The following is a 26,008-nucleotide window of genomic DNA, read 5'->3' as shown; positions in this document are numbered from 1 at the left end:
CCGGGCTATGTACCGATCAACGTGTGCCGGTCGGCTCCGGGACCGGGATCACGCCGCTGGCCGGCACGTCGGGCTTGGCAGGAGCAGGGGCAGCAGCAGGCTTGGCCTTGGGCTTGGCCGCGCTGGTGTCCTTGGCCGGCTTGTCCGAAGTCGCTACCGCTTCAAGCACCGACTTCGAGCGCTTGACCGGCTGGCCCTGCAGTTCAGCGACGGCCTGCTGCAGCATGAAGTCGTCGGCCGAACCGAACTCGATCGGTTTCTTGTTGCGTTCCTTCTCACGCTGCTCGGGCGTCTTCTTGGCGTTTTCTTCTTCCAGGCGACGCAGCTCTTCGACGCGGCGCTTCTCGCGCTCGTTCATCTCGGCTTCTTCCGATTCCTGCTTGTTGTGCAGGTGGCGCTCAGTATCGATCTCGCGGGTGATCAGCGCGTCGTCCGGGTCGCCGTCCGGGTTCTGGTCGACCGGGACGTCCGGGCGGATGCCCTTGGCCTGGATCGACTTGCCTGACGGCGTGTAGTAGTACGCGATGGTCAGCTTGATGCCGGTGTCGTTGGACAGCGGACGCACCGTCTGCACCGAACCCTTGCCGAAGGTCGTCTTGCCCATCGTCTTGGCGCGGTGATGGTCCTGCAGCGCGCCGGCCACGATTTCGGAAGCCGACGCCGTGTAGGCGTTGGTCAGCACGATGATCGGCACGCTCTTGAATTCGGGGTTCAGGCCGACCAGCGGATCGGACTCGAAACTGCTCAAGCGGTAGTTGGCGAAGTTCGCCTTGTACGTGCGCTTGGCGTCCGGCACCTGGCCGTTGGTGGAGACCACGGTCACGTCCGGTGGCAGGAACGCGGCCGATACGCCCACAGCCGCTTGCAGTACGCCGCCGCCGTTGTTGCGCAGATCCAGGATCAGGCCCTTCAGATGCGGATTCTGGCGGGCCAGATCGTTCAGCTTCTTGGCCAGATCCGGCACGGTGCGTTCCTGGAAGCTGGTAATGCGCACCCAGGCGATTCCGTTATCGAGCAGCTTGGTCTTGACCGACTGCACCTGGATCTCGGCGCGGGTGATCGTGAGCGGGAAGGTGCGCTCTTCCTTCTTGCGGTAGATGGTGAGCGTGACCTTGGTGCCCGGCGCACCGCGCATGCGCTTGACCGCCTGCTCCAGCGGCATGCCACGTACGGGCTTGTCGTCGATGCGGGTGATCAGGTCGCCCGGCTGCACGCCGGCGCGGAAGGCTGGGGTGTCTTCGATCGGGTTGATGACCTTGACCAGGCCTTCTTCTTGCGAAATCTCGATGCCCAGACCGGCAAAGCGGCCCTGGGTGCCTTCCTGCAGTTCCTGGAAGTCTTTCTTGTCGAGGTAGGCCGAATGCGGGTCGAGGCTGGCAACCATGCCCTTGATGGCTTCGGTCAGCAGCTTGTCATCGTCCACCGGCTCGACGTATTCACGCTTGATCTGGCCGAAGATGTCGGCCATCAGGCGGAGCTTCTCCAGCGGGAGCGGCCCGACCGTCGCGTTCTGTGCGGTGGCGGAGAGCTGGAGCGTCGCCAGGACCCCGGTAACGAGGCCGATGGCGATCAAGCTGATGTTCTTGAGCGAAGTTCGCATGTGTCGAGGGCGGACGTGGGAACGATAGATAAACATGACCCGGGATGGCTCGCGCACATCCCGGGCTACAGGCTTCGACAGTATAAAGGCGTTGGAGTGCCAAGCGCCCCGTTACGCTTTATTTCGACTTGCCCTGGCTGGCCACCGCCGCGAGCGACGCGGCAATCGCTTCCTGGTCGCCCAGGTAGTAGTGACGGATCGGCTTGAGGTTGGCGTCCAGCTCATACACCAGCGGCGTGCCGTTGGGGATGTTCAGGCCGACGATGTCAGCGTCCGAGATGCCGTCGAGGTACTTCACCAGCGCGCGGATGCTGTTGCCGTGCGCGGCGATCACCACGCGCTTGCCGCTTTGGATGGCCGGAGCGATGGATTCTTCCCACAGCGGCAGCACGCGGGCCACGGTGTCCTTCAGGCACTCGGTCAGGGGCACCTGCTGGCGGGAGAGGCCCGCATAGCGCGGGTCGCCGAAGACGTCATTCTCGGCGCCGGGCTCAAGGGCGGGGGGCGGCGTGTCATAGCTGCGGCGCCAGATCAGGACTTGCTCGTCGCCGAACTTGGCGGCCGTCTCGGTCTTGTTCAGACCCGATAGGGCGCCGTAGTGGCGCTCGTTCAGGCGCCATTCGCTGCGGGTCGGGATCCACATCAGGTCCATCTCGTCCTGCACGTGCCACAGCGTGCGGATCGCGCGCTTGAGCACCGAGGTGTAGGCCAGATCGAACGTGAAGCCGGCTTCGCGTAGCAGGCGGCCGCCTTGGCGGGCCTGGGCGATGCCCGTGTCGGTCAGGTCGACGTCGACCCAGCCGGTGAAGCGGTTCTCCTGATTCCACGTTGATTCGCCGTGGCGGATGAGGACGAGCTTGTGCATGACTGCCATGATGAGAAGTGAGAAAACCTGCATGCGGCCCACGCACGGATGTGACATCCAAGCGTGACGTAATCCTGCCGCCGAAACTAACTATTTTATAATGCCGCCCGCATTGAGTCTTTCGCGCGTGCGAAATGTTCGGATGATGCCCGCCCGATCCCTCCAGGAAACCCATACCGTGAAGTTCTTCGCCGATTACAACAATCTCGCCCTGCTTGCCGTCGCCATTGTTTCGGGTCTGCTGCTGGTCTGGTCTTCCGTTCAGCGCCGCATTGCCGGTGGCGGTGGCGCCAAGGTGAGCGCCTCGGCGGCGACCCAACTCATCAACCGCCGCAATGCCGTGGTAGTCGATGTGCGCGAGAGTGCCGAATACGCCGCAGGCCATCTGCCGCAAGCCAAGCATGCACCGCTTGGCGAGCTAGAAGGCAAGGCTGCCGGCATTGCAAAGAATAAAGAGATCCCCATCATCCTCGTATGCCAGACCGGCCAACGTGCCGGGCGGGCGCAAGCAGTCTTGAAGCAGGCCGGTTACAGTGAGGTCTATTCGCTCGAGGGCGGATTGGCCGCCTGGCAACAGGCCGGTCTTCCCGTCGTGAAATAAAGACAACGAGGTTGGATGTATGGCACACGTGGTCATGTACAGCACCACTGTCTGCCCGTATTGCGTGGCAGCGGAAAAACTCCTGAGGCAGCGTGGCGTTGAGCAGATCGAGAAGATCCTGATCGACCGCGAACCCGGCAAGCGCGAAGAGATGATGACGCGCACGAACCGCCGCACGGTGCCGCAGATCTACATCGACGATCGCCATATCGGCGGCTTCGATGATCTGTCCGCGCTGGACCGCGAAGGCGGATTGGTGCCACTGCTGGCTGCGTAAGCGCCTCATGAAAACGCCCGGTTTTGACCGGGCGTCGCACTTTTAGGCCCACTCTCATGGTGGGCGCCATTGCGTCATGTACCATACGCGTCTTGCGCGTGGGGCGGTCCCCTCTGCGCACTGACCACACATCTATTCCGAAGGCGAGTCATGAGCGACCAGCAACAGCAGCAACCGGGCCAGGATGGCCAGCCGTTCTTCAACATCCAGCGCGTCTACCTGAAGGATCTGTCGCTGGAGCAGCCGAACTCGCCGCACATTTTCCTCGAACAGGAACAGCCGACCGTGGAAGTGCAGGTGGACGTGTCCGCCTCGCAACTGGCCGAGGGCGTGTTTGAAGTGACCGTCATCGGCACGGTCACGACCAAAGTGAAAGAGAAGGTCGCCTTCCTGGTGGAAGCCAAGCAAGCCGGCATCTTCGACATCCGCAACGTGCCGGCCGAGCAGATGGACCCGCTGCTGGGCATCGCCTGCCCGACCATCGTGTACCCGTACCTGCGCTCGAACATCGCCGACACCATCGGCCGCGCCGGCTTCCAGCCGATCCACCTGGCCGAGATCAACTTCCAGGCCCTGTACGAGCAACGCCTGGCCGCCGCCATGGAAGAAGCTGGCAGCGCCGGTCTGGTGATGCCGGACGGCTCGAAGGCCACTCACTAAAGACGAGGCGCACTGCGCCAGAAGCCCGCGCTGGCCTCACGCTCGCGCGGGCTTTTTTTTGCCCGACCTTTTGCCTGACCGATTTTGAACCAGCGCATGCGAATTTCCGTTCTCGGTGCCGGTGCCTGGGGCACCGCCCTGGCCAGCCATGCCGCGCAATCGCACGATGTCGTGCTGTGGGGGCGTGATGCCGGCCTCGTCGCGCAGATGGCGGCCACGCACGTCAATGACGCCTATCTGCCAGGGATCACGCTGAAGGCGTCGCTGCGATTTGGCGCCGACCTGCAAGCCGCGCTCGACCACGCGGCCGGCGACGACGCCTTGGCTGTCATCGCTTCGCCCGTTGCTGGGCTGGCAGACCTGACGCGTGCGATTGCCGCGCACGGTGGTGTGCGCAACGTGATCTGGCTATGCAAGGGCTTTGACCCCGAGAGCGGCGCGCTGCCGCACGCCATCGTTGCCGAGGTGCTGGCGCAGACGGGCCGCGCCGACTTGGCGGTGGGCGTGCTTTCGGGGCCGAGCTTCGCCAAGGAGGTCGCGCAGGGCTTGCCGTGCGCGATGACGGTCGCGTCGACCAACGCCGCGCTGTGCAAGCTTACGCAACGCGGTTTTCATCATCACGCGATGCGCGTGTATGCCAGCGATGATCTCGTTGGCGTGGAGGTGGGCGGCGCGGTCAAGAACGTGCTGGCCATCGCCACCGGTGCCGCCGATGGCCTTGGGCTGGGCCTGAACGCGCGCGCCGCGCTGGTTACGCGCGGTCTGGCCGAGATGACCCGCTTGGGGCTGGCGCTCGGTGGCCGGCCGGAAACCTTCATGGGGCTTACCGGCATAGGCGACCTGCTGCTGACCGCCACGGGCGACCTGTCGCGCAACCGTACCGTCGGCATGCAGCTCGCGCAGGGCCGCACGCTCGACGACATCCTGCATGGCCTGGGCCACGTTGCCGAGGGCGTGCGCTGTGCGCGGGCCGTGGCCGCCTTGGCACGTGCCAAGGGCGTGGACATGCCCATTACGTTTACGGTGTGCGAAGTCCTGTTCGAGGGTCTTGCGCCCGCACGCGCGGTCGAACGGCTGCTGCAGCGCGACGCCAAGTCCGAGTCGACACGTTAAGCGCGCTGCGCCGCAAGGCGCTGCCGTCAGGCGCCGCCCTCGAATCCGTTCTGGCGCCAAGCCTCGAATACAACCACCGCCACGGTGTTCGACAGATTCAGGCTGCGGTTGTTGGGCCGCATCGGCAGGCGGATTCGCTGCGCTGGAGGAAACCACTCGCGGCGCTCTTCCGACAGCCCGCGTGTTTCGGAACCGAACACGAACCAGTCGCCCGGCCGGAACGCCATGCTGGCAAACGGCGTCGAGCCGCGCGTGGTGAGCGCAAACATGCGTGCCGGATCGGGCTGCGCATCGCGCAGGAAGGCGTCCCAATCGGCGTGCACGCGCATCGTCGCGTATTCGTGATAGTCCAAGCCCGCGCGGCGCATGCGTGCATCCTCCAGCGGAAAACCCAATGGTTCGATCAAGTGCAACTGCGCGCCCGTGTTGGCGCACAGGCGGATCACATTGCCCGTGTTGGGTGGGATTTCGGGCTCGACGAGGACGACGTTGAACATGGCTGCGGCAGGAGAACTTCGGCGGCGAGCTTATCCAGATTGGCGAGGGTTGTCACCTCGCCACAACCGGACACCAGAACCGCGACACAATGTCGCACAAGCATATGGTCAAGGCGTGCGCAAGGCGACGACATTGGTCACGCATGCAGCGCCTGCCCGCTTGAGTTGGGTGGCGATTTCGCCAAGGGTGGCGCCTGTGGTCATCACGTCGTCGACGACACCGATGTGATGCCCGGCGACGCGCGCGCGGGTGGTCACTTCGAACGCGCCCTGCAGGTTGGCCAGGCGCTCGGCGCGGTCCAGCGTGGCCTGGGCGGGGTTGTCGCGCACGCGGCGCAGCCCGTCTGCCTGGGCGGGAATGTCGAGCCGTTGCCCTAACCGCCGGGCAATCTCCCACGCCTGGTTGTAGCCACGCGAGCGCAGGCGGGCCGACGAGAGCGGCACTGACAGCAGCTGGTCCGGAAAACCGCTTGGCGTGGTGGCCAGCGCGTCATTGAGTCGATCGGCCAGGCGCTCCGCCAGCCAGGCTGCCAGCGGCAGTTGGGCCCGAAATTTCAATCCGGTGACCAGGTGGTCGAGCGGCCAGCCGTAGTCGGCAATGACGACAGTGGCGTCGAAGTCGGGCACGCCAGCCAGGCAGGCCTGGCAATGCCGGGCAAGGTGGCGCGGCTCCAGCGCGATGGCGCACTGGATGCAGCGCCGCCGGTGCAGCAGCGGGGCCAGGTCGCCCATGCAGCCGGCGCAGACCAGCTCGCGCTGGACCGCGCCGCACAGCGCGCAGGTGCAAGGAAGCAGGTGCCGCAGACCGGCGAGAAACCACTGGCGCAAGAGGGTTGGAGGCATGGCAAAAGCCGCTATCCCAACCGATTTGCGGCTGCTGCGCCATCAGACGGCGCCTAAAACATCCCGCCGGTATACTTGGCGACCGCTGCACCGCCTTGCCTCTCCGATGTCCGATCCCGTCCTTGCCCGTCCTGCCGCCTTGCGGCGCGCTTTCGATCGCCGCGCCGCGCGCTTTGCCGACGTGGATTTCCTGTTGCGTGAGGTGGGCAGCCGGATGCAGGACCGGCTGTCCTATATCAAGGTGACGCCGTCACGCGCGCTGGACCTGGGCTGCGGCCTGGGGCAGGGGCTGGCGGTGCTGCGGGCGCAGTACCCGGACGCGCAGATATGCGGTGTGGACTGGTCGGCCGCCATGCTGGCGCAGGCCCAGCAGCTTGATCCGCAGCGCAGCGACGCCGGCTGGCTCGGCCGCCTGCTGAAGAAGCGCCCCGTGTTCGATTTTGCTCAGGCCGACTTCCGTGCGCTGCCGTTTGCCGAGGCATCGTTCGACCTGCTGTGGTCGAACCTAGCGCTGCACTGGGACCCGTCTCCGCACGCGATCTTTCCGGAATGGCACCGCATCACCGCCGAAGGCGGCCTGTTGATGTTCAGCCTGTTCGGTCCTGACACCCTGCGCGAGCTGCGTAGCGCCCTGGCCGGCATTGACGCGGGCGTCCACACGCTGCGCTTTGTTGACATGCATGACATCGGCGACATGCTGGTGCACAGCCGCTGGTCCACGCCTGTGATGGACATGGAGCAGCTCACCATCACCTACGAAACGCCCCAGGCGCTGCTGGCCGACGTGCATCTGCTGGGCGGCATGGCGGGACTGACCAACGGCGACGGCCGCGGCCTGGCGGGCGTGGGCCTGCACACACCGCGCTGGCGCCAGCGGCTGTTCGACGCGCTGGACGCCCAACGCAACGCTGAGGGTTTGATTCCACTGACCTTCGAAGTCGTCTACGGCCATGCCTGGAAGCTTGCGCCCACGAAGCGTCAGGCGCTGGATGAGCAGGGGCGGACGATGATCCCGGTCGACCAGATCGGCCGCAAGCCGCGTAGCTGAGGCGCTTTTGCATGCGTCAACGGCATTGACAGCCCCTTGTCAAGCCGGGACTTGCATAAAGACGCTTTGCCTTGTTCGAGGTCAATTAGGGCCATATACTGTGCCGGTTTGTCGCAGCAGTCCCCCAAAGGCCTATCCCGTTTTTGCCACGGGCGAACCGATCGGGTATGCATCCGAGGCAGGAGTGGTTCAATGCACGACATTGGAATCGCGCTCCAGCTAGCGTGCGGCGCCTCCACCATCCCGGAATCGCCGCGGAAGAACTGGCTCATGAAGCGAAACTGCTCGCTTTCACCCCGCCAGGTCGGCTGGTTCTACCTCTCGATTGTCATTCTCTCGTTCGTGATCGCTACGTTTTTTGCGTGGCAAGGCGCCTGGCTCGTGCTGCCTTTCTCTGGGCTGGAGGTCACGGCTCTGGGATGGGCGTTGCTGTACTATGCCCGGCACGCCTCCGACTACGAGCACATCCGGCTGGACGCGGATGCACTGGTGGTCGAACAGGTCTTCGCAAGCCGGCGGGTGCGCCACGTATTCAACCCGCGCTGGGTGCGCGTGGAGTTGGAGGAGTCGCTGCGAGAGCAGGTCGCGCTGTGTTCGAGCGGGCGCGTCGTGCGGGTGGGTCGGTTTCTTGACCCTGCCGGTCGGCGTTGTCTCGCAGACGAGCTTTCCTGGTGTTTGGGACTTGGGTCGCCACCCCAGGTTCCTTGAGCCTCGCACCGGGGCAGAGTGGAATCTGTAAATTGTGGGACAACGAAAAATGAAAATGTTGAATAAGACATTGGCAAGTTTGCTGGCGGCAGGTTTCCTCCTCGCGCTCAGTCAAACGGCTCTGGCAGTGGAAGACATGCCGGGCGGCCCCGCAGTGCGACAACTGAATCTCGCCCCCCCGGTCACCAAGATCGCGGCCGAGATCCACTGGTTGCACTGGATGATGCTGATCATCTGCATCGTGATCTTCATCGGCGTATTCGGGGTGATGTTCTACTCCATTTTCAAGCACCGCAAATCGCTGGGTCACAAGCCGGCGAGGTTCCACGAAAGCACCACGGTTGAAATCATCTGGACCATCGTGCCGTTCCTGATCGTGATCGGGATGGCGCTGCCGGCCACGCGCGCCGTGGTCGCGATGAAGGACACCACCAACTCCGACCTCACCATCAAGGCCACCGGTTACCAGTGGAAGTGGGGTTACGACTACCTGAAGGGCGAAGGCGAGGGCATCTCGTTCCTTTCCACGCTCACCACCCCGCGCGATCAGATCGACAACCAGGCGCCCAAGGGCAACACGTACCTGATCGAGGTCGATAACGAACTGGTCGTGCCGGTCAACAAGAAGGTGCGCATCGTCACCACCGCCAACGACGTGATCCACTCCTGGATGATCCCGGCTTTCGGCGTGAAGCAGGATGCCATCCCGGGCTTCGTGCGCGATACGTGGTTCAGGGCCGAGAAGGTGGGCGTGTACCGCGGCCAGTGTGCCGAGCTGTGCGGCAAGGAACACGCGTTCATGCCGATCGTCGTGCGCGTCGTGTCGGATGCCGACTATACGGCGTGGGTCGACGGCAAGAAGAAGGAAATGGCCGCCAAGGCTGATGACCCGAACAAGACCTACACGCTGGACGAGCTCAAGTCGCGCGGCGAGAAGGTCTACACCGCCAACTGCGCGGTCTGCCACCAGCCCAACGGCAAGGGCGGCGGTCCGTTCCCGGCGCTGGACGGCTCGAAGATCGCCAATGGTCCGCTGGCCGATCACGTCAACATCGTGCTGCACGGCAAGAACGCCATGCCGCCTTGGGCCTCGGCGCTCAACGATGTGGAAATCGCCTCCGTCATCACTTACGAGCGGAACAACTGGGGCAACCACACCGGTGACGTGCTGCAGCCGCTGCAAGTCAAGGATGCACGCGGCGGCAAGATGCCCGAAGGCGGCGGCGCCAAGACCGCTTCTGCGCAAGCCCCCGGCAAGGTGGCCGTCCAACAAGTGAGCGCGGCGCAAGACCGCAACGCTGGCTGATTGATCGTCTGCGTGACGAAACGAATCCAAGGAGTTCTGCGATGAGCACCGCTGTTACGCACCCGCAAGATCACGCGCACGGTCATGGAGACGACCACGCGCACGACCATCCGCACGGCTGGCGCCGGTGGCTGTTTGCGACCAACCACAAGGACATCGGCACGCTGTACCTGCTGTTTTCCTTCGCGATGCTGCTTTCGGGTGGCACGCTGGCCCTGCTGATCCGCCTGGAGCTGTTCGAGCCGGGCCTGCAGTTCTTCCATCCGGAGCTGTTCAACCAGTTCACCACGATGCATGGCCTGATCATGGTGTTCGGCGCGATCATGCCGGCCTTCGTGGGCTTTGCGAACTGGATGATCCCGCTGCAGGTGGGCGCCTCCGACATGGCGTTCGCGCGGATGAACAACTTCAGCTTCTGGCTGCTGCCGCCGGCGGCCATCCTGCTGGTGGGCTCGTTCTTCGCCCCGGGTGGCGCCACGGCTGCCGGCTGGACGCTCTATGCACCGCTGTCGGTGCAGATGGGCCCGGGCATGGACATGGCGATCTTCGCGGTGCACATCATGGGTGCCTCGTCGATCATGGGCTCGATCAACATCATCGTGACCATCCTGAACATGCGCGCGCCGGGCATGACGCTGATGAAGATGCCGATGTTCTGCTGGACGTGGCTGATCACGGCTTACCTGCTGATCGCCGTGATGCCGGTGCTGGCAGGTGCGATCACCATGGTGCTGACCGATCGCCATTTCGGCACGAGCTTCTTCTCGGCAGCCGGCGGCGGTGACCCGGTGATGTACCAGCACATCTTCTGGTTCTTCGGGCACCCCGAGGTGTACATCATGATCTTGCCGGCGTTCGGCATCATCAGTCAGATCGTGCCGGCCTTCGCGCGCAAGCCGCTGTTCGGCTACAGCTCGATGGTGTACGCCACAGCTTCGATCGCCATCCTGTCGTTCATCGTGTGGGCGCACCACATGTTCACGACCGGCATGCCCGTCACCGGCCAGCTTTTCTTCATGTACGCGACGATGCTGATCGCAGTGCCGACCGGCGTGAAGATCTTCAACTGGATCGCCACCATGTGGCGCGGTTCAATGACGTTCGAGACGCCGATGCTGTTCGCCCTCGGCTTCATCTTCGTGTTCACCATCGGCGGCTTCACCGGCCTGATCCTGGCTGTGGCGCCGATCGACATCCAGTTGCAGGACACCTACTACGTGGTGGCGCACTTCCACTATGTGCTGGTGGCCGGCTCGCTGTTCGCGCTGTTCGCGGGCTTCTACTACTGGGGTCCGAAGTGGTCGGGCTACATGTACAACGAGACGCGCGGCAAGATCCACTTCTGGGGTTCGATGATCTTCTTCAACCTCACGTTCTTCCCGATGCATTTCCTGGGCCTGGCCGGCATGCCGCGCCGCTATGCGGACTACCCGCAGCAGTTCGCCGACTTCAATCAGGTCGCGTCGATCGGTGCGCTGGGCTTTGGTCTGATGCAGGTGTATTTCCTCTTCTTCGTGGTGCTGCCGTCGTACCGCGGTGGCGAGAAGGCCGCCGACAAGCCGTGGGATGGCGCGGAAGGCCTGGAGTGGACCGTGCCCTCGCCGGCGCCGTTCCACACGTTTGAAGAACCGCCGCACGTGAAGTAATGCAGGTGTCGCGGGGCCGGCTGCCGATGCTGGCGCTGGCTCCGTGATCCTCCGGACAACAATGTCGAATCCAGAGAAAAGCCCAACAACGCCCGAGCAGCGTGCTAACAACCGCCGTCTGGGGCTCATTCTCGCCACCATTGCGTTGGTTTTCTTTCTGGGTGTGATTTTCAAGCGCGTGGTGTTCGGCAGCTAGCCGAACACGCGGCGCCTGAGTTGCTGATTTGAGCCCCCGCGAGACCGCCTATGAGCCAGACCCCGGCCAAGCTGGACGAACAGGACCCGACCGAAGACAGCAGGGCCGCTGACCGCGGCCTGAACCGGGCCATGCTCGGCAAGCTGGCCGTCGTGGTCGTGATCATGTTCGGCTTCGGCTATGCGATGGTGCCGCTGTACAAGAAGATCTGCGAAATCACCAACATCAACGTGCTGAACACGCGCGATGAAGACGGCGGCGCGCTGCGCAATACGCAGATTGACACCGCACGCACCGTGACAGTGGAGTTCGACTCGAACAGCCAAGGGCCGTTCCGCTTCCGCCCGGTGAAGAACAGCATGGAAGTCCACCCGGGCGAGATCAACCAGATCGTCTATGAGGTGGTGAACAAGGAGGGACGCACGGTGGAGGCGCAGGCCATTCCGAGTTACGCGCCCAAGCAGGCAACCGAGTTCTTCAAGAAGATCGAGTGTTTCTGTTTCAAGCAGCAGACGCTGACGGCCAACGAATCGCGCGAGATGCCCGTGGTGTTTGTGATCGACCCGGAACTTCCGAAGGACGTGAAGACGATCACCTTGTCCTACACTTTCTTTGAAATCCATGCACCGTCGACGATTGCGCCGGCGATGCCGGGCAAAGGAACGTGAGGACATGGACGACCTGAAGGAAGCAACGAAGCGACGCGCATCATTTGCACAAACGATGAAGGCCGTGTTCTGGTCTTTCTTCGGGGTGCGCAAGGGGCGCGATCATGATAGCGACATGGCACAGCTCAATCCTGTGCACGTGATCATTGCGGGCATTCTGGGCGCGCTGCTGTTCATCTTCGTGCTGTTGATGATCGTGCGTGCAGTGGTGGGTTGAGGAGACGGTCCACGCAAGATGCAGTAAGGGCCGGGCAACATCGAGTGGATTCTTAAAAAAATAGAGCTGGAGAATAAAAGATGAGTGCGAATCGAGCGAACGCTCCGTACTACTTCGTGCCCGGGCCGTCGCGGCATCCGATAACGGCCAGCATCGGTCTGCTGATCGTGCTGCTGAGCTCCGCGGCGTGGGTGAACGCGCAGCCGTGGGCGCCGTGGACTTTCCTGATCGGGCTGCTGTGGTTCCTGTTCGTGCTGCGCGCGTGGTTTGCCGATGCCATCTCCGAATCCGAAGGCGGCCAGTACGGCGAGCGCGTCGATGCCTCGTTCCGCTGGTCGATGGGCTGGTTCATCTTCTCGGAGGTGATGTTCTTCGCGGCGTTCTTCGGCGCACTGTTCTATGCCCGCAACATCGCCATGCCGTGGCTGGGCGACCTGAACAACAAGCTGCTGTGGCCTGACTTCAACGCGCTGTGGCCGAACGCCGGTCCGGCCGGCACGGTGGCGCCGTTTACCACGATGGGCCCGTGGCCGATCCCGACCATCAACACCGCGCTGCTGCTGACCTCGGGCGTGACGCTCACCTGGGCGCACCACGCGCTACGTGAAGGCAAGCGTGCCCAGGTCATCCAGGGCCTGCTGCTGACGATCATCCTGGGCTTCACGTTCATGGGCTTCCAGGTATTCGAATACGTCCACGCCTACCACGAACTGAACCTGAAGTTGACGTCCGGCATCTACGGCTCGACGTTCTTCCTGCTGACGGGCTTCCACGGTTTCCACGTGACGATGGGCGCGATCATGCTGTCTGTGGTGCTGGGCCGCGTGATCAGGGGCCACTTCACGCCGGAGCATCACTTCGCGTTTGAAGGCGCCGCGTGGTACTGGCACTTCGTGGACGTGGTCTGGCTGGGTCTGTACGTGGTGGTGTACTGGCTCTAAGGTAAGCTGTGGGGCGGCGCTGCGCCGCCTCGCCAAAACCGGCGAATGAATGCCGCAGACGGGACACCGCTGCGGCGTTTCGTTTTTCTGGCGGGGCGACTTGCTGCGGCTATTGGCCGAACTGGATGCCGGTGCTGTGGATCCACCCCAGCCGGTTCGCTATCAGGATGAAGATGAACAGCGCAATCGAGAAACCCACGCGGAACATCAGCGAGCGGACGGTGCGGTTGCTGTGGCCTTTGTCGCGCATCAGGAAGAACAGCGCGGAGGCAAGGCTGCCGAGGATCAGCAGGAACGCGATGGCAACGACGATGCGCATGGAAGGCTGAGTGTTGGATTGAAGGCTTGGAAATGGGTGCTGGGCATTATCTCACCGAGTTGACGTGCGGAAGGGTGCGATGACGATGCGCGTACCCTTGCGTCAGTGGTTCGCGCCGGTGCCGATGCTGGCCGGCATGACGCTGATTGCGCTGACGTGCGCGCTCGGCCGCTGGCAATTGTCCCGCGCGCATGAGCGCGTCGATCGGCAGGCACGCATCGAGGCACTGCAAAGCGCGCCCGCGCGGCGTATCACCGCTCAGCCCGTGGCAGCCGATACCGTGTTGTATCGGCCCGTGCTGCTGCGCGGGACGTTCGATGTGGCGCACACGGTGCTACTGGACAATCGCCCGCACGTCGCGGGCGGTGTGTCGCAGCCCGGTTTCGAGGTGCTGATTCCGCTGGTGCTGGAAGGGGCGGGCGGCCGCGCGGTGCTGATCAACCGCGGCTGGCTGCCGCGCGATCCGGTGGACCGCACGCGCATCGCGCCGTACGCCACGCCGGCGGGCGAGGTGCAGGTCGAAGGGATCGCTGTGCCACATGCCAGCCGCGTCTACAGTTTCGGTCGCAAGGACGGCGCAGATGAAGCCGGCCAGAGACTTAGGCAGAATATCGACCTCGACGCTTTCTCGCGCGAAATCGGCATGCCGCTGCAGCCCTTTGTGGTGGAGCAACAATCCGACGCGCAAGACGGCCTGGCGCGTGATTGGCCGCGCGCAGACCTGGGCGCCGACCGCAATTACGGCTACGCGTTCCAGTGGTTTGCGATGGCGGCGGTGGTGCTGACCTTGATGGTCGTCTACAGCGTGCGGCGTTATCGTCGCTTGGCAGCCTCCTCCGAGGCTGCCTGAACACGAACTCACGTTGCGGCTTAGTGCCGCAGTTGAAGGTATTGGAAATCACATGGTGAACCAGGAGTCCACGTCCGGCGCGCCCGGCACGCCCGCCGCCGCTGCGCCCGTTGATCCGCGTATCGACGCGCGCACGCGCCGGGGCCGCATGATGATGCTGTTCCTGCTGCTGGTGTGTGCTTCGCCGGTGATCGCGTCATACCTCGCGTACTACGTCTTCACGCCGGCCGGGGGCAAGGCGGCCTACGGCGCGCTGGTGGAGCCGCAGTGCCCGATCCCGGCCAGCTTGATGGTGCAGGACGAGCATGGCGCCGAAGTGCCGCTGGCGAGCCTCAAGGGCAAGTGGCTGATGGTCTCGGTGGATGGCGCCGCCTGCGACGACAACTGCGCGCGCAAGCTCTTCACCATGCGCCAATTGCGCATCGGCCAGGGGCCGGACCGCGACCGCATCGTGCCGGTATGGCTCGTTACCGATCGGGGCGAGATCGACCCGCGCCTGGTCAAGGCCTACAACGACGACTACGCCGCCGTGCGTTTCCTGCGCGCGCCCGAGCTGCCCAAGAGCTGGCTCGCCGATGGCAAGACGCCGGCTGCCGACCACATCTTCCTGATCGACCCGCTGGGCAACCTGATGATGCAGTTTCCCAAGGACCCGGACCCGAAGAAGGTGCGCGGTGACCTCACTCGGCTGCTGAAGTATTCGCGCATCGGATAAGCCATGCTGCTGCAACTTGCTTCCATCGGCATCCTGATCGCGCTGATTCCGCTGTGCTACGTGCTCGTCAAGGGGGATCGCAACAAGTACCGCAAGCTCGTGTGGATCACGGCGTTCCTGACACTGGACCTGATCATGTTCGGCAGTTTCACGCGCCTGACCGACTCGGGTCTAGGTTGCCCGGACTGGCCTGGCTGCTACGGCACGTCCAACCCGTTCCATGCGCGGGACGATATCCACGCCGCGCAAACTGCCATGCCGAGCGGCCCGGTCACGTGGATGAAGGCGTGGATCGAGATGACGCACCGCTACTTCGCGCTGGCGCTGGGCGTGCTGATCATCACGCTGGTGGTGCTGGCGTGGGTCAAGCGCCGCGAACTCAAGCAATCGCCGTGGTATGCGACGGCCGTGCTTGCGCTGGTATGCGTGCAGGGCGCGTTCGGCGCGTGGACGGTCACGCTCAAGCTGCAGCCGGCCATCGTGGTGACGCACCTGCTGCTTGGCATGTCACTGCTGGCGGCGCTGATCTGGCTTGGTTGCAAGAACGATGTGCCGCGCGCGGTCGATGGCCGTGGCGCATCGCTGCGCATGTCGGCGGCGATCGGCCTGGCGCTGCTCATCGTACAGATTGCGCTGGGCGGCTGGGTCAGCACCAATTACGCCGTGCTCGCCTGTACCGACTTCCCGCTGTGCAACGGCCAGTGGGTCCCGGCGATGGATTTTGCGCACGGGTTCACGTTCTGGCGCCAGCTTGGCAAGACCGCCGGCGGCGAGTTTATCTCGCATGACGCGCTGGTCGCCATCCACTGGACGCACCGGGTGTTCGCCGTCATCGTGCTGACCTACCTGGCGTGGCTGGGCGTGCGTGCGCGGCGCGTGGCCGGCATCGCTCGCGTGGCGACTGTGTTGCTCATCGTGCTGGCCGTGCAACTCGCGACGGGCCTATCGAACATCGTGCTGGGCTGGCCGCTTCTGGCTGCTGTGGCGCACAACGGCGGCGCGGCGGTGCTGCTGTTGCTGATGGTGCGTCTGCACTACCTGATCGGACTCGCGCAAGCGCGCGCGCCGATGCCTGCGGCGGTGGCCGCCGTCTGAACGTTTTCTATGAATACCGTGGCATCCCCAACAACTTCCACTCAACTCTCCGGCTGGCGGCACACCGCATCGCAGTATGCGGCGCTGACCAAGCCGCGCGTGACGCAGCTCGCCGTGTTCTGCGCCGTGATCGGCATGTTCCTCGCCACGCCGGGCATGGTGCCGTGGCCGGTGCTGATCGGCGGCGCTGTCGGCATCTGGCTGTTTGCCGGTGCTGCCTTCGCCATCAACTGCCTGGTCGAGCGAAAGATCGACGCGATGATGCGCCGCACGGCGTGGCGCCCGTCGGCCAGCGGTGAGCTGGGCACGCGGCAAATCCTGCTGTTCTCATTGGTGCTGGGCGGCGCGGGCATGTGGACGCTGCACGTCTTCGCCAACGACCTGACGATGTGGCTGACCTTCGCCACCTTCATCGGCTACGCGATCATCTACACGCTGCTGCTCAAGCCGGCCACGCCGCAGAACATCGTGATCGGCGGCCTGTCGGGCGCGATGCCGCCGGCGCTGGGCTGGGCGGCGGTCGCCAATAGCGTGCCGGCCGAAGCCTGGATTCTGGTGCTGATCATCTTCACCTGGACGCCGCCGCACTTCTGGGCGCTGGCACTGTATCGCCGCGCAGACTACGCCAAGTCCGGCCTGCCGATGCTGCCGATCACGCACGGCGAGAAATACACGCTGCTGCACATCCTGCTGTACACGCTCATCATGATTGCCGCGACCATCCTGCCATTTGTGTACGGCATGAGCGGATACATCTACCTGGCGACGGCGCTGGTGCTGGGCGCGGGCTTCTTCGCCTATGCGTGGCGCCTGTACCGCAATTACTCCGATGCGCTGGCGCAGAAGACCTTCCGCTACTCGATCATCTATCTGTCGATTCTGTTTGCCGCGCTGCTGGTGGACCATTACTTCAAGTTTGGCCCTGCCATGCCGCAAGGCGCGGCGCTCTGACGCACGGGGCCGCCTGCAAGCACGTGCGGTTGGCGTTACGCTAGGCGGCCTGTCTCCAACACGATGACCATGCTCTCCTTCCGACACTTCCGTGCTGTCCTGTTCGCCGCGCTGGCCGCGACTGTGCTGGCGCTCGCCGCGTGCAGCGACAAGCCTGCCTTCAAGAACCTCGACATCACTGGCGCCAAGAGCTTCGGCAACGATTTCTCGCTCACAGACCACACCGGCAAGCGGCGCACGCTGGAAGATTTTCGCGGCAAGGTCGTTGTGATGTTCTTCGGCTACACGCATTGCCCTGACGTTTGCCCGACCACGCTGGCTGAGTTGCGCGGCGTGATGGACGCGCTCGGCAAGGACGCCGATCGCGTGCAGGTGTTGTTCGTCACCGTCGACCCCGAGCGCGATACGCAGGACCTTCTGGCCAAGTACGTGCCCGCGTTCGATCCGCGCTTCATCGGCCTGCGCCCGGCCAACGAGGCGGAGCTCAAGAAGGTCGCGTCCGACTTCAAGGTGTTCTATAGCAAGGTGCCGGGCAGTTCGCCCGACAACTACACGATGGATCACACCGCCGGCAGCTACATGTTCGACCCGAAGGGCAACCTGCGCCTGTTCATCAAGCATGGCCAGGGCCCGGAGCCGATCGTGCACGATATCAAGCTGCTGCTCGACTGAGCCTGATCTACGCAGTGAGCGCCCAAAGAAAAAGCCCGCCGATTGGCGGGCTTTCTTATTGCGGTGAAGGGGGCGTCAAGCGAAGGCTTGCAGCGCACCCTTCATCTTCTTCATCGCAGCCGATTCGATCTGGCGGATGCGTTCGGCCGACACGCCGAACTCGTCAGCCAGCTCGTGCAGCGTCGCGCCGCCGGAGCCATCGTCGTTCACGTGCAGCCAGCGGGCCTCGATGATGCGGCGGCTGCGGTCGTCCAGCTTGGCGAGGGCGGCTTCGATGCCTTCGCTTTGCATGCGGTCGTTGCCACGCGCTTCGATCACGCGGGTCGGCTCGTTGTGCGTGTCCGCCAGGTAGGCGATCGGGGCGAAAGACTCTTCGCCGTCGTCCATCTGGCCTTCGAGCGCGATGTCGCCGCCCGAGAGGCGCGTTTCCATCTCGCGCACTTCGGCGCCCTTGACGTTGAGCTCGGCCGCAACGGCGTCGATCTCGTCGGACGTGAAGGTGGCCTGCGCGTCCTGCTTGTGGCTGCGCAGGTTGAAGAACAGCTTGCGCTGGGCCTTGGTGGTCGCCACCTTGACCATGCGCCAGTTCTTCAGGATGTACTCGTGCATCTCGGCCTTGATCCAGTGCATCGCGTACGACACGAGTCGCACGCCCTGGTCCGGGTCGAAGCGCTTGACGGCCTTCATCAGGCCGATGTTGCCTTCCTGGATGAGGTCGGCATGCGGCAGGCCGTAGCCGAGGTATTGACGGGCGATCGACACCACCAGGCGCAGGTGCGAGAGCACCAGGCGACGCGCGGAATCGAGGTCGTCGTTATCGCGGTAGTTGCGGGCGAGGTGTTGCTCTTCCTCAGCCGACAGCATCGGCACCCGGTTGACGCTCTGGATATAGGCGTCGATGTTGCCCAGGTTGCCGGGGAATGCCAGCGCCCACGCGTTGCCCGAAGGCTGCATGGCGATGACGGAAGTGGTGCTGACGGGGTTAGCTGCGGGAATGACTGCGTTCACTCAGGACTCCTGTCGAAATCCAGTGGAGATTTGGAAAGGCATCTTAGCACTCCAATTGGATGAGTGCTAATAAGACTTTTTGTGCTGATTGATAGTTCCCGTAAATCAGAAAATTAAATTCAATAGCGTGATGATTGCGCCGCAACAAAACTGGCGGCACACCCAGTCATAGACCGCTGTCAGCGGCGTCGGTTCGCGCTCGGCGTTGGTTATGCCGCTGTGTTACGCCCGCGCGACTTGGCCCAATAAAGTGCGCGATCCGCCTCACGTAAAGCCACGTCAGGATCACTGACATCCCGCGCCGGGCAGGCCACGCCGATGCTGGCCGTTACATGCAGCACCACGTCGCCGGATAGGAGGATTGGCGGGCGGATCGCGTTGACGACCTTGTGTGCTGTGTGCAACGCATCGTCCGCAGCCTCGATCGGGTCCAGCAGGATGACGAATTCATCACCTGCCAGGCGAGCGACGGTATCCGTGCGGCGTATGGCACGCTGCAGGCGCTGGGCGACCTCCACCAGCACGGCGTCGCCGGCGGCGTGGCCGTAGGTATCGTTGATGTGCTTGAAGTGATCCACATCCAGGTACAGCACGCCGATGGGCGAGGGCTGGCGCTGGCGGCGCTCCAGGGCCGTGCGCAGACGCTCGTAGAGTTCGTAGCGGTTGGGCAGGCCGGTAAGGGCGTCAAAGCGTGCCATGCGCGAGAGTTCCATCTCGCTGCGCTTGGCCTCGGTCACGTCCTGCACGAAGGCGTAGAAGCCGCAGCGTTCGGCGCCAGAATCGGCGTCTGCGGCATCGGCGGTATCCGGGACAAGCTGGCCGCGCAGGTACCGCGTGCGGTGGCGCGGACTGCTGGCGCGCGGCTTCTCATACCACGGCGCGTTGATCTCGAACTCGACCGACTCACCTCGCACCGCGCGGGCCAGATACGGCGCCAGCAGGGCATAGGTGCCCGGCGTGAAGACTTCGTGCGCGGGCTGCCCGCAGACTTCCTCGGGCGTGCGTTGCAGCCAGCGCGCCAGGGTGATATTGCAGAAAGTGAAGATGCCGTCGGCGTCGATGTGCGAGACCAGCAGCGGGGCGTTGTCGAGCACCAGCTTGAGCGCGTGTTCGCTACGTGCCAGCGCCCGTTCGGCAATGGTGCGCTCGGTCAGATCCTGCAGCACCGAGAAGTAGCCGCGCAGCGTGCCGCCGTCGTCGTAGTCGGGGTAGTAGTGGCCGCTCAGGTGGCGCGGCGCGCCGGTGCGCAGCGAGGTGACCTCGAACTGCACCGGATAACCGGCCAGCACCTCGGTCATGTAAGGCAGCAGCGTGCGGTAGTCGTCGGGGGTGTAGATCTCGCTGACATGGCGGTCGATCATCTGATCCGGCGTGCGGCCGAACGCCTCCAGCAGCGTGCGGCTCGCAAAGCGGATGACGCCGTCGGGGGCGACATAGCTGAGCTGGGCGGGCACGTTGTCGGCCACCAGACGCAGTTGCTCGCGGCTGGCACGCAGGGCGTCGCGGCGGCGTTCAAGGCTTTCGTTGGCGGTGCGCAGCGCGCGCTCGGATGCCGCCAGCCGGTTGGCGAACGGCCGCACCGTCAGGCGAATGATCAGCACGCAGCCAACGATCCCGCACAGCATGAGCGCGCCCAGCCGCTCGAACTGCACGCGCATGGGTGCGTACAGCTCGGCGCTGGCGATCTTGCTGATCAGCGCCAGCCCGGTGTGGCCGATGGGCGTGTAGCTGAACGCGGTCGGCATGCCGTGGATGTCGCGCCACTGGCCGTAGCCCGACTGGCCGGCCAGCGCCAAGCGTGAGGGCAACGGACGGTGGTCCACCGTCAGCGGGGGCAGTTCAAAGACGTAGGCATCGAAGCGCTGCGGGAACGACATCGCGCGGCGGCGGGCGTCGAAGCCCGCCATGGCGAGCGTTTCCGTCACGCCCGCGCTGGCCAGCTTGGTGTAGCGCGCGGTCATGTGGGCGAGCGGCTGCTCGGCGACCAGCCAGCCGATCTGCCTACCGTCGGCCATCACTGGGGTTTCGGTGCGCATGGCGAAACCGTGATTCCATTGCAGCGTAACGCGCTCCGGTGCCAGGCCGGCGTGCAGCGGAATCGCCAGCTCCGGGTGTGGCGCCTGCGTGCCAAGGCTGACCACACCCTCGCCCCCCAGCGTGCGCAGTTGCAGGTAGGAGTAGCCCTGCTGGCGATAGGCCTGAAGTGCGCTTGCGCCTTGCAGGCGCGCCCGGTTGTCGGCGGGGGTGCGCAGCACGTCCTGCACGCGGTGCGCAGCGGTAACCAGCCCTGGGTTCTCCGCGCGCATCGCCAGCACCTGGTCGAACTCCTCGGCATAGCTCGATAGCGCGCGTGCCCGAGTACTGCCGAACGTCACGCTGACGCTGTCGACCTGGATGATGAAAGCCGTGACGGTGGCGCCCAGGCCTGCCAGCACGACGCAGCCGCCGCTGATCCAGACGATGATGTCTTCCGGCGACAGCCGCACCTGGAACTCGCGCGGATGTCTGGCCAGCGCCACGCACAGCACGCCCGTCACCGCAAGCAGTCCGCAGCCCGCAGCCACGTCGGAGCCGCGCCACTTCAGCCAGACCGGGTACAGGTATTCGAGCGTCATCGCCCGGCCGAGCAGGTCACCGACGCTGAGCAGCACTGCCGCGCCGGCCAGGGCGCACAGCCATCGGGCATGACGCGGTCGGTCCGCCGTCGGCACGAGGCACAGCGCCATGGCGGTCGCGGCCAACGCCAGCGCATGGCTCGGATGCATGCCGCCGATCCACCCGGTCAGCCATTGGCGATCGAGCCACATGTGCACGCCCGGGAAGTCGAGCGCCATGGGCCAGCCCGTGGCCGTCTCGACCAGACGCAGCGTGCACAGTACTGCCACCATGCCGCCGGCCAGACGTGCGGCCGGGTCTGCCCAGCGCACATCGGGCCGCTGCGTGCCGATCAGCAGCGCGGCCAGCCCCGCTCCCAGCAACAGCAGGTTCAGCCCCGTGGCGAACACAATCACCAGCGGGTCGCTGCCCAGCCTCACACCCCACGGCCAATGCCGCAGCCAGCCGACCATGACGGTCAGCCCGATAAGCGTGAGGAGAGAGCCGATGCCACCGGCAACGGCGACAAGGGGGCGGCGAGAAACCATGGAGGGAATCTGTCTGTGGGGGCGTGCGGGATGCGTGTGTCCCACCCGGGAGATCGGCGGAAATCTGCGCCGCTTGAGCGATTTGGGCCAATTCGATTGCCAAATTGGCGCTTCTCAGGCGCGGTGTGATCGATGCGGCAAAGAATGCGACGTGTACGACACCTCCTGTGTCCATCCCGTGCCGTCACGCAAGTTGGCTACACTCCCAGACATTGTCGAATTGTTACCAGGAACCAGGAGCCGTCATGAGCATCGTCGTCAGCAAGGACACCGAAGGCCTGTACCGTCACAAGGTCACGTTTCCCGAAGGGGTGACCTATACCGACGTGCCCAAGCCGGCTGGCGAGGACAGCGCGCCCGACCCGCACGCCTACTTCGACGCCGCGCTGGCGAGCTGCAAGGCGCTGACAGTGACGCTCTATGCCCGCCAGCGCAAATATCCGCTGGAGTCGATCGACGTGGCGGTCGAGCACGACGGCAGCCAGGAGCGCCAAGGCCGCTACAAGCTGCGTACCGTGCTCACGCTGCACGGCGACCTGACCGACGAGCAACGCGCCGACCTGCTGCGCGTGGCCGGCAAGTGCCCGATTCACAAGTTGATGACCGAAGTCGAGATCAGCATCGATACCGAACTGGCCGAGCGCGCCTGAACACGGAGGCACGCCATGACATCGATCCAGCACATCATCGGTCCGCACGTGCGCGACCTTGGCGGCTTCTCGGTCAAGCGCGTGCTGCCCTCGGCAGCGCGCCAGACGGTGGGACCGTTCATCTTCTTCGATCACATGGGGCCGGTGGATTTCGCGCCCGGCGAGGGCATCGACGTGCGCCCGCATCCGCACATCGGCCTGGCCACCGTCACCTACCTGTTCGACGGCAGCATGGTCCACCGCGACAGTCTGGGCAGCGTGCAGACCATCACCCCTGGCGACGTGAACTGGATGACGGCCGGCAGCGGTATCGCGCATTCCGAGCGGACTGCGCCCGAGGTCCGTGCCAGCGGCGCGCGCCTGCACGGCATCCAGACCTGGGTGGCGCTGCCGAAGGGTCAGGAAAAGGTCGCGCCGAGCTTCGCGCACCATGCCGCCGATACGCTCCCCAAGCTTGAGTGTCCGGGCGTGCAAGGTGTCGTCATCGCTGGAGACGCCTTCGGGCTGACCTCGCCGGTGAAGGTGAGCTCGCGCACGCTGTACGTGGCGTTGGAATTGGCGGCGGGGGCATCACTGGTGATCCCGCCTGAGCATGAAGACCGCGGGCTGTATCTCGTCGAGGGTGCCGTCACGATCGACGGCGAGGCGCTCGACCCGCAGCACCTGGCGGTGCTCGAACCGGGCGGAGATGTGACGATCACCGCGCAGGTGTCGTCGCGCCTGATGTTGCTGGGCGGCGAGCCGACCGACGGCCGGCGGCACATCTACTGGAACTTTGTCGCCAGCGATCAGGCGGATATCGAAGACGCCAAGCAGCGCTGGCAGGACGATGCCTTTGCCCACGTGCCCGGCGAGACGGAGCGCATTCCGCTGCCGTCCCGCTAAGCCGGGAAACGATCAGGCAGGCCGCGTCGGTCGTGCACAACGCACGATCGCCCGGACCTGCTTGGCGATCGGCTCCGGCACCGGCTGCTTGCCGTCGAGCACGGCTTCAATCCACCGCGCTGTTGCTGCCGCATCCATTCCCGCAGGCAGCTCGGGCGGCGTATCACTCGAACCCTCCACCGCCTCGATCACCGTCTCATGGGTGCCGTCGTGCAGCCACTCCACCGCGCTGCCGCGCCGCGCATCGGCCACGGCCTCGCCTTCGGTGCCGCGCGCCAGCAGCACATTGGCCGGGTGGCGCAGGAAGTAGTCGGTCAGCGTGTCGCGGTATTCCGGGTGCGTATAGCTGACCAGCCGCAGCGCCTCGTGCGGCGCGTGGCCGCCAATTGGCTGCAGCATCTTCACCACCGTGTGTGCTGAATTGCGCAGGCCGACGATCTCGCGCTTGTCCAACAGCGCTGTCAGGTCGGGCGATAGCACGTCGATCGGCACATAGGCGAGGCGCTCGTTTTCCAGCCGCTCGCGGGCTTCGTCCATGTGCTCGCAGATCGGCCAGCCCAGCGCCTCGAACAGCGTGGCCGTGGTGATGCGGCCATCGAAATGCCGGATGCCATGGACCAGCACCGGCACGCCCTCGCGCGCCAGCAGCTTGGCCAGCAGCGGCACCAGGTTCGGCTGGCGGCGCGCGCCGTTGTAGCTGGGGATCACCACTGGCAGCACGGGCTCCGGCACCACGCGGATATCGGGCGCGGGCAGCGGCAGGCAGTGCGCATGCGTGGCTTCCAGCATGCCGTCCAGTTCTTCCGGCGTCTCGCCCTTGATGCGGTAGGCCATGAGGATGGCGCCGAGCTGCACGTCGGCCACGCGGCCTTCGAGCATGGCGGTGAAGAGGGCACGCGCATCGTGTTTGACCAGCGCGCGGGCGCCATCTGCGCCACGGCCGATTTCCTTGATGAAGCGGGCGACGGGGATGGGGCCTGTCGTCAGGGCGTCTTCAGCGGCGTTGTCGGGGAGGATGGGGGGAGCGGGCATGGCCGGCGTGGGGTGTTGTTTGCGTGGAGTTGATCATAGCGCTGGGGTTTGCGCTGGCGCTAGCGCTGGAGTTCGGCTGGTTTTTTCTTGGCGGTGCATCCCTTATTTCATCCCCTGCCGGGGCTGACCTACTTTTCTTTGTCTTGCCAAAGAAAAGTAGGCAAAAGAAAGGCGCGCCCGAGATGGCGANNTGGCGAAAGACTCCTTGAATTTTCGTAACCAGGCGGAGGCGGGGAAAACTCGCTGCGCTCAGACAGTTCCCCGTCTTTTTTCCGCCCGCTTACAAAAATTCAAGGCGCCATCAAGGGCAGGAACGTCAAAGGCCAAACCGACGGCGTGCGGAGGCCAGCGCCAGGAAGAGGCCGCCTGCGCGGCGAACGTTTGGAATGCAAAACGAAGTGGCGCGCTGGCAAAAGATTGTTTGCTTTACCCCTGCCCTAGATGGCGCCTTGAATTTCTGTTGCAGGGAGGAAAAAGAAGGGAGGCTTGTCTGAGCGCAGCGAGTTTGCCTCCCTTCCCTCCCTGCGACACAAATTCAAGGAATGGGTCGTCATCTTGGGCGCGCCTTTCTTTTGCTTACTTTTCTTTGGCAAGACAAAGAAAAGTGAGTCGGCCCCGGCAGGGGACGAAAGGGGGATGGACCACCAACATCAAAACCAAAACCAAAACCAAAACCCAGCAACACCCATCAAGCCGCTTTCGCCACCGGATGCCGCTGCTTCCGATACAGAAAATCCAGCACCGCAGTCCGACAAGCGTGATACATCGGGTCATCAGCCAGCGCCATCCGATCCCGCGGCCGTGCCAGCGCCACCTTCAACACTTCACCGATGGTGGCCGCTGGCCCATTCGTCATCATGACGATGCGATCCGCCAGCAGCACCGCTTCATCCACGTCATGGGTGACCATCACAACCGTGCTGCCGGTGGCCGCAACGATCCTCAGCAGTTCATCCTGCAGATGCGCCCGCGTGAGCGCATCCAGCGCGCCAAACGGCTCATCCATCAGCAACACCTTCGGCTCCATCGACAGCGCCCGCGCGATCCCCACGCGCTGCTTCATCCCGCCAGAGATCTCATGCGGATGCTTCTGCTCGGCATGAGACAGGCCGACCAGCGCCAGCGCCGCATGCGTGCGATCACGCAGTTGTGCTTTCGTCTCGCTCTTGCCGAACACCCGCTCCACCGCCAGGTACACGTTGTCAAAGCAGGTGAGCCACGGCAGCAGCGAGTGGTTCTGGAACACCACCGCGCGATCCGGCCCCGGCCCGGCGATCTCGCGTTCGGCCAGGATCAGCCCACCCGTGGTCGGCCGCGTGAGCCCGGCAATGAGGTTCAGCAATGTCGATTTACCGCAGCCCGAGTGACCGATCAACGCAATGCACTCGCCGCGCGCAACCGTCAGGTCGATGTCGCGCAGGGCGACGAACGGGCCGCTCTTGGTCTTGAACGTTTGGCCGGCGTTTTCGATACGCAGGAACTTGTCTGTCATGGCGATCCCC

The 26,008-nt window shown here is 64.5% G+C and carries 28 protein-coding genes; 19 read left to right on the top strand and 9 right to left on the bottom strand.

The features are described from left to right. Positions 1-16: 16 nt before the first annotated feature. Together B4F51_RS20100 and gpmA are read right to left on the bottom strand one after the other, a co-directional pair. A complete protein-coding gene (locus tag B4F51_RS20100) occupies positions 17-1,600 on the bottom strand; it encodes a S41 family peptidase (RefSeq protein WP_296228427.1) in 1,584 nt (527 codons plus the stop codon). 118 nt (positions 1,601-1,718) lie between these two features. Then, entirely contained in the window at positions 1,719-2,465 is a 747-nt protein-coding gene (gpmA, locus tag B4F51_RS20095) for a 2,3-diphosphoglycerate-dependent phosphoglycerate mutase (protein ID WP_296228425.1), read from the bottom strand. 178 nt (positions 2,466-2,643) lie between these two features. Between gpmA and B4F51_RS20090 the strand changes: the two genes are divergently transcribed. From B4F51_RS20090 to B4F51_RS20075, 4 genes are all read left to right on the top strand, one after another. Continuing rightward, the gene (locus B4F51_RS20090; protein ID WP_296228423.1) at positions 2,644-3,066 is read left to right on the top strand and encodes a rhodanese-like domain-containing protein; all 423 of its coding nucleotides are present in this window, start codon (positions 2,644-2,646) and stop codon (positions 3,064-3,066) included. 19 nt (positions 3,067-3,085) lie between these two features. Then, on the top strand, positions 3,086-3,343 hold the full coding sequence (gene grxC, locus B4F51_RS20085) for a glutaredoxin 3 (protein ID WP_296228421.1): 258 nt from the start codon (positions 3,086-3,088) through the stop codon (positions 3,341-3,343). A 150-nt stretch (positions 3,344-3,493) separates the two neighbouring features. Beyond that, positions 3,494-4,003: a protein-export chaperone SecB gene (secB, locus tag B4F51_RS20080; protein WP_296228420.1), complete on the top strand. Its 510-nt coding sequence runs from the start codon at positions 3,494-3,496 to the stop codon at positions 4,001-4,003. A gap of 96 nt (positions 4,004-4,099) precedes the next feature. Next, a complete protein-coding gene (locus B4F51_RS20075; RefSeq protein ID WP_296228419.1) occupies positions 4,100-5,116 on the top strand; it encodes an NAD(P)H-dependent glycerol-3-phosphate dehydrogenase in 1,017 nt (338 codons plus the stop codon). Between the two features lie 26 nt (positions 5,117-5,142). On the opposite strand, the gene trmL is transcribed toward B4F51_RS20075, so the two are convergent. Beyond that, complete coding sequence (gene trmL, locus B4F51_RS20070) at positions 5,143-5,613, bottom strand: tRNA (uridine(34)/cytosine(34)/5-carboxymethylaminomethyluridine(34)-2'-O)-methyltransferase TrmL (protein WP_296228418.1); 471 nt, start codon at positions 5,611-5,613, stop codon at positions 5,143-5,145. A 108-nt stretch (positions 5,614-5,721) separates the two neighbouring features. Further along, the gene (locus B4F51_RS20065) at positions 5,722-6,456 is read right to left on the bottom strand and encodes a ComF family protein (protein WP_296228417.1); all 735 of its coding nucleotides are present in this window, start codon (positions 6,454-6,456) and stop codon (positions 5,722-5,724) included. Positions 6,457-6,562: 106 nt separating this feature from the next. On the opposite strand from B4F51_RS20065, the gene B4F51_RS20060 reads away from it, so the two are divergent. From B4F51_RS20060 to B4F51_RS20025, 8 genes are all read left to right on the top strand, one after another. Continuing rightward, entirely contained in the window at positions 6,563-7,504 is a 942-nt protein-coding gene (locus tag B4F51_RS20060; protein ID WP_296228416.1) for a methyltransferase domain-containing protein, read from the top strand. Positions 7,505-7,696: 192 nt separating this feature from the next. Further along, the gene (locus B4F51_RS20055; protein ID WP_296228414.1) at positions 7,697-8,212 is read left to right on the top strand and encodes a DUF2244 domain-containing protein; all 516 of its coding nucleotides are present in this window, start codon (positions 7,697-7,699) and stop codon (positions 8,210-8,212) included. Positions 8,213-8,261: 49 nt separating this feature from the next. Beyond that, positions 8,262-9,518 carry a cytochrome c oxidase subunit II gene (gene coxB, locus B4F51_RS20050; RefSeq protein ID WP_296228413.1) on the top strand — a complete coding sequence of 419 codons (1,257 nt, stop codon included), beginning with the start codon at positions 8,262-8,264 and terminating at the stop codon, positions 9,516-9,518. Between the two features lie 41 nt (positions 9,519-9,559). Then, complete coding sequence (gene ctaD, locus B4F51_RS20045; protein ID WP_296228411.1) at positions 9,560-11,164, top strand: cytochrome c oxidase subunit I; 1,605 nt, start codon at positions 9,560-9,562, stop codon at positions 11,162-11,164. A 61-nt stretch (positions 11,165-11,225) separates the two neighbouring features. Beyond that, complete coding sequence (locus B4F51_RS20040) at positions 11,226-11,360, top strand: cytochrome oxidase small assembly protein (RefSeq protein WP_296228410.1); 135 nt, start codon at positions 11,226-11,228, stop codon at positions 11,358-11,360. Positions 11,361-11,410: 50 nt separating this feature from the next. Then, entirely contained in the window at positions 11,411-12,028 is a 618-nt protein-coding gene (locus B4F51_RS20035) for a cytochrome c oxidase assembly protein (protein ID WP_296228408.1), read from the top strand. 4 nt (positions 12,029-12,032) lie between these two features. Further along, on the top strand, positions 12,033-12,245 hold the full coding sequence (locus B4F51_RS20030; protein ID WP_296228406.1) for a DUF2970 domain-containing protein: 213 nt from the start codon (positions 12,033-12,035) through the stop codon (positions 12,243-12,245). Between the two features lie 80 nt (positions 12,246-12,325). Continuing rightward, a complete protein-coding gene (locus B4F51_RS20025) occupies positions 12,326-13,186 on the top strand; it encodes a cytochrome c oxidase subunit 3 (protein ID WP_296228404.1) in 861 nt (286 codons plus the stop codon). Between the two features lie 109 nt (positions 13,187-13,295). Here the strand turns inward: B4F51_RS20025 and B4F51_RS20020 are convergent, their stop codons facing one another. After that, complete coding sequence (locus B4F51_RS20020; RefSeq protein ID WP_296228402.1) at positions 13,296-13,505, bottom strand: twin transmembrane helix small protein; 210 nt, start codon at positions 13,503-13,505, stop codon at positions 13,296-13,298. A 79-nt stretch (positions 13,506-13,584) separates the two neighbouring features. On the opposite strand from B4F51_RS20020, the gene B4F51_RS20015 reads away from it, so the two are divergent. The 5 genes from B4F51_RS20015 (at position 13,585) to B4F51_RS19995 (ending at position 17,788) form a co-directional block, all read left to right on the top strand. Next, positions 13,585-14,355, top strand: a complete 771-nt coding sequence (locus B4F51_RS20015) for an SURF1 family protein (RefSeq protein ID WP_296228401.1) — start codon at positions 13,585-13,587, stop codon at positions 14,353-14,355. A 52-nt stretch (positions 14,356-14,407) separates the two neighbouring features. Next, positions 14,408-15,070, top strand: coding sequence for an SCO family protein (locus tag B4F51_RS20010; protein ID WP_296228399.1), 663 nt, complete (start codon positions 14,408-14,410; stop codon positions 15,068-15,070). Between the two features lie 3 nt (positions 15,071-15,073). Further along, positions 15,074-16,165: a COX15/CtaA family protein gene (locus tag B4F51_RS20005; RefSeq protein WP_296228397.1), complete on the top strand. Its 1,092-nt coding sequence runs from the start codon at positions 15,074-15,076 to the stop codon at positions 16,163-16,165. Positions 16,166-16,174: 9 nt separating this feature from the next. Beyond that, positions 16,175-17,116 carry a heme o synthase gene (gene cyoE / locus B4F51_RS20000; protein ID WP_296228396.1) on the top strand — a complete coding sequence of 314 codons (942 nt, stop codon included), beginning with the start codon at positions 16,175-16,177 and terminating at the stop codon, positions 17,114-17,116. 69 nt (positions 17,117-17,185) lie between these two features. Continuing rightward, a complete protein-coding gene (locus B4F51_RS19995) occupies positions 17,186-17,788 on the top strand; it encodes an SCO family protein (RefSeq protein ID WP_296228394.1) in 603 nt (200 codons plus the stop codon). Positions 17,789-17,863: 75 nt separating this feature from the next. Here B4F51_RS19995 and rpoH read toward each other — a convergent pair whose 3' ends face one another. Together rpoH and B4F51_RS19985 are read right to left on the bottom strand one after the other, a co-directional pair. Then, complete coding sequence (rpoH, locus tag B4F51_RS19990; RefSeq protein WP_296228393.1) at positions 17,864-18,796, bottom strand: RNA polymerase sigma factor RpoH; 933 nt, start codon at positions 18,794-18,796, stop codon at positions 17,864-17,866. 209 nt (positions 18,797-19,005) lie between these two features. Further along, positions 19,006-21,939 carry a diguanylate cyclase domain-containing protein gene (locus B4F51_RS19985; RefSeq protein ID WP_296228391.1) on the bottom strand — a complete coding sequence of 978 codons (2,934 nt, stop codon included), beginning with the start codon at positions 21,937-21,939 and terminating at the stop codon, positions 19,006-19,008. A gap of 245 nt (positions 21,940-22,184) precedes the next feature. Here B4F51_RS19985 and B4F51_RS19980 point away from each other — a divergent pair, with 245 nt between their 5' ends. Further along, on the top strand, positions 22,185-22,589 hold the full coding sequence (locus tag B4F51_RS19980; RefSeq protein ID WP_296228389.1) for an OsmC family protein: 405 nt from the start codon (positions 22,185-22,187) through the stop codon (positions 22,587-22,589). A gap of 15 nt (positions 22,590-22,604) precedes the next feature. Beyond that, a complete protein-coding gene (locus B4F51_RS19975; RefSeq protein WP_296228388.1) occupies positions 22,605-23,474 on the top strand; it encodes a pirin family protein in 870 nt (289 codons plus the stop codon). 12 nt (positions 23,475-23,486) lie between these two features. Here the strand turns inward: B4F51_RS19975 and ybiB are convergent, their stop codons facing one another. Together ybiB and B4F51_RS19965 are read right to left on the bottom strand one after the other, a co-directional pair. Beyond that, on the bottom strand, positions 23,487-24,506 hold the full coding sequence (ybiB, locus tag B4F51_RS19970) for a DNA-binding protein YbiB (protein ID WP_296228387.1): 1,020 nt from the start codon (positions 24,504-24,506) through the stop codon (positions 23,487-23,489). Positions 24,507-25,194: 688 nt separating this feature from the next. Continuing rightward, complete coding sequence (locus tag B4F51_RS19965; protein ID WP_296228386.1) at positions 25,195-25,998, bottom strand: ABC transporter ATP-binding protein; 804 nt, start codon at positions 25,996-25,998, stop codon at positions 25,195-25,197. Between the last annotated feature and the right edge of the window lie 10 nt (positions 25,999-26,008).

It is taken from the genome of Ralstonia sp. UBA689 (genome assembly GCF_002298975.1).
Classification (GTDB): Bacteria; Pseudomonadota; Gammaproteobacteria; order Burkholderiales; family Burkholderiaceae; genus Ralstonia.
This window is presented reverse-complemented; position numbering and strand designations above follow the sequence as displayed.